This is a genomic window from Pseudomonas sp. PS02288 (genome assembly GCF_029959715.1).
Classification (GTDB): Bacteria; Pseudomonadota; Gammaproteobacteria; order Pseudomonadales; family Pseudomonadaceae; genus Pseudomonas_O; species Pseudomonas_O kuykendallii.
In genome coordinates this window covers 1-2,752 of sequence record NZ_JASCPA010000119.1, presented here as the reverse complement: position 1 = coordinate 2,752, position 2,752 = coordinate 1, and the positions used below count along the sequence as shown (strand labels likewise).

Genomic DNA, 2,752 nt, shown 5'->3' with positions numbered 1-2,752 from the left:
CAAACCAGGGCTTGGCTGGCGGTGTCAAGCGATGCGGTATAGGTAGTCAAAAGGGCTTCTCCCATGCACTGATTTGAGCGCTAATTATATGATATTTATGGATAATTTCCAAAGTTGATGACATTGGCTGTTCCCCAACCCTGGAAAACCTATCCTCTTTAACACGTCAAAGTCGATTGATAGGCTTGCTGCAACAGCTATCTGCCCGGTTGAAGTCGAAGATCGATGTATCTGTAGGGTTTGGAAATAAATGCGGGCGCCCACCGCACTCACGGCTCAGTTACCATTCTTTGTGCATCGCGGCCGCGCGGCTAGTTGGTAGCTGTTCTAAGCCTAGTCAGTGCCGCCCTTCGCCCCAAGCCCCATAGTCAGATTTGAGAAATGACAGTAGGCGATGCCGCAACGCGCTTCATCGACCTATGTAAAACGACTCCTTTATCGAAATAGTGCACTCATCGCTCTCCACGGCGATCCCTTCATCGCGAATTGCACCGCCCAAGACGATCTGCACTGAAATCAATACTTTCTGATGCCTCTTGATTAGAGATGCCAGCCATAATAATCTCATCGCCAACGCATACGGCGTTCGGCAGCCAACACACTCTCACTCACTACTGGAAGCTCAGACATGAAAACCATAGGCATTGAAAACTCGAAGTCCAGCGTACAGGCCCACTTAACGCTTGGAACCAAAACTATGGGGCTAGGTATCTATGGCGCGTACTTGGCTCTCGCTATTATTTACTTCTGGTTCGGCGGCATGAAATTTACCCACTACGAGGCCGAGGGCCTGGTTCCACTGGTGAGCAACAGCCCGCTTTTGGGATGGGTGTATAGCATTTTTTCGGTCGACATGTTCTCCAGCCTGCTCGGCATACTAGAGATTTCGATCGGCACTCTGATCGCAGGCCGCATGCTGTCGCCCAAACTATCCGTGGTAGGAGGCGCTCTGTCTGCAGGCCTGTTCTTCACAACCCTTAGCTTTATGTTTTCCACTCCGGGCGTCATTGAGCCTAGTTTAGGGTTTCCGGCGATTTCCGTTGCGCCAGGTCAGTTTCTGCTTAAAGACTTAGGGTTGCTTGCTGTTTCGATATTTGTGGCAGGCCATTCGCTGGTTGAACTGGAAAAACGTAAAATTAATGCATAATTTTTTCAATGGCTTAAGGCAGTAATGCCTTAGGCCTTTTTGCCATCATTTTCCCCCGCCAGATCTTTCAACCAGTCACGAGGGCTCAACCCCGTCTTGCGTCTAAATGCGCGAGACAGCGCCGAAGGACTTTCGTAGCCGACTTGAGCTGCAATCAGCGTAATCGAGCGCCCTTCTCGCATCAGCTTCTGAGCCAGGCTAACTCGCCAACTCAACAAATAATCAGCAGGCGTCTGTCCGATGACACTCTTGAAATGCACGGCATACGCAGCGCGTGACATATTTGACTCACTGGCCAGCTCTGCTATTGACCAGGCATGTTCCGGGGAGTTGTGCATCTGTAAAAGCGATCGGGCAAGCCGCATGTCGGCCAGTCCAGCCATCATTCCGGTGCGCAACTGGTGATGATCGAGCAGGTAACGGAGCAACAGAATGATTAGGAGCTCAAATAAGCGCTCAAGCGCGGCTTCCCTTCCACAATGCACATTTGCCGCCTCGGCAAACATCCACTCCAACGTGTCTGCCAGCATGGGCAGATCATCGAGTGCGAGCACCAAACAGTCCGGTAATGAAGCCGACAAAGGATTATCAATTCCGCCCTCAAACTCCATGGAAGCACACAACAACTTTGCGCCATCGGACTCACCCGCAAACAATTGATGCTTGGCGGGGCGTGGCATAAAAATCAAGCTAGGGCGAGTGAGCTGCAAATCCTTGCGATCGGGACCAAGCAACGTCACGCTGCCGGCCTGAAGCAGATGGATATAACCTCGCCGCTCGGCGCCATCGTAAGATGCAGAGCCGCATAGGTCGCCGTCATAGAACAGATTGGCCCGCACGCCGAACCGCGAGAGCAAATTAGACAAACGATCCATTGGCCGATCCTTGACGAGTCAGAACGCACAGACCATACCATCTGCGTTGTCGTTCAGTGCCTGTAGCGAACATGCCGGCGTAAATCAGCCAACGGATAAAGTGATCACTGAGCAGCTCAGCCTCCCTTTCCAGTTCGGCTGTTAAAAAAACAACACCGTTGTTTGAAAGCACCAGCAAATCAAGTGCTCACTCTTCTATTTTACAGTACCTGGCAACAGCACTTTGCGGTGCAGTCGATCAGATATCCGGAAGGTTGATCGTAAGCTTCAGCCTAGCGCTCTTCGAATTTAATGTCGTCGAGCTTCGGCCCAACCATTCCCCCGACCTACTCTTCCCTCCCCTAGAGACCCTAGCAGTCACTTGAATCGCGGCTGTCTGCGATAAGGTGTTGCTGGTAACTATTGCATCAGCGCCTGAAAACTCCACCTCGGCCGGCAGACTTGAGACCTTAAGTCGTATGGTAGCGAGAGGTACCTTGGAGCCCGATAGCGTCTGTACGAAAACGAACACACTGTCATCCAAAGCGACCTTTTCGAAAATTTCCGGGGAAATGTCCACCCGTACCTTGAGCGGTGTTGGTGGCAAGCCAGCAACATGGTTAATCTGTTGCCGCTGACCGAAAACTGACCCAGTAGAGGCTGTTCTGCCGACTGAAAACTGACCCAGGTGTTCAACTGCTTCTGCTCAATTTTTGAGCAGGAGAACACAGGGTGATCAGTATGGAAATGA

Annotated in this window: 2 protein-coding genes; one reads left to right on the top strand and one right to left on the bottom strand. The window is 51.5% G+C overall.

Going from position 1 to position 2,752, the window contains the following annotated elements; all coding sequences use genetic code 11:
* The first annotated feature begins 628 nt into the window (after positions 1-628).
* Positions 629-1,147, top strand: a complete 519-nt coding sequence (locus tag QMX85_RS23295; protein ID WP_003464991.1) for a DUF417 family protein — start codon at positions 629-631, stop codon at positions 1,145-1,147.
* Positions 1,148-1,176: 29 nt separating this feature from the next.
* Here the strand turns inward: QMX85_RS23295 and QMX85_RS23290 are convergent, their stop codons facing one another.
* Positions 1,177-2,022, bottom strand: coding sequence for an AraC family transcriptional regulator (locus QMX85_RS23290; RefSeq protein ID WP_003464995.1), 846 nt, complete (start codon positions 2,020-2,022; stop codon positions 1,177-1,179).
* Positions 2,023-2,752: the final 730 nt, after the last annotated feature.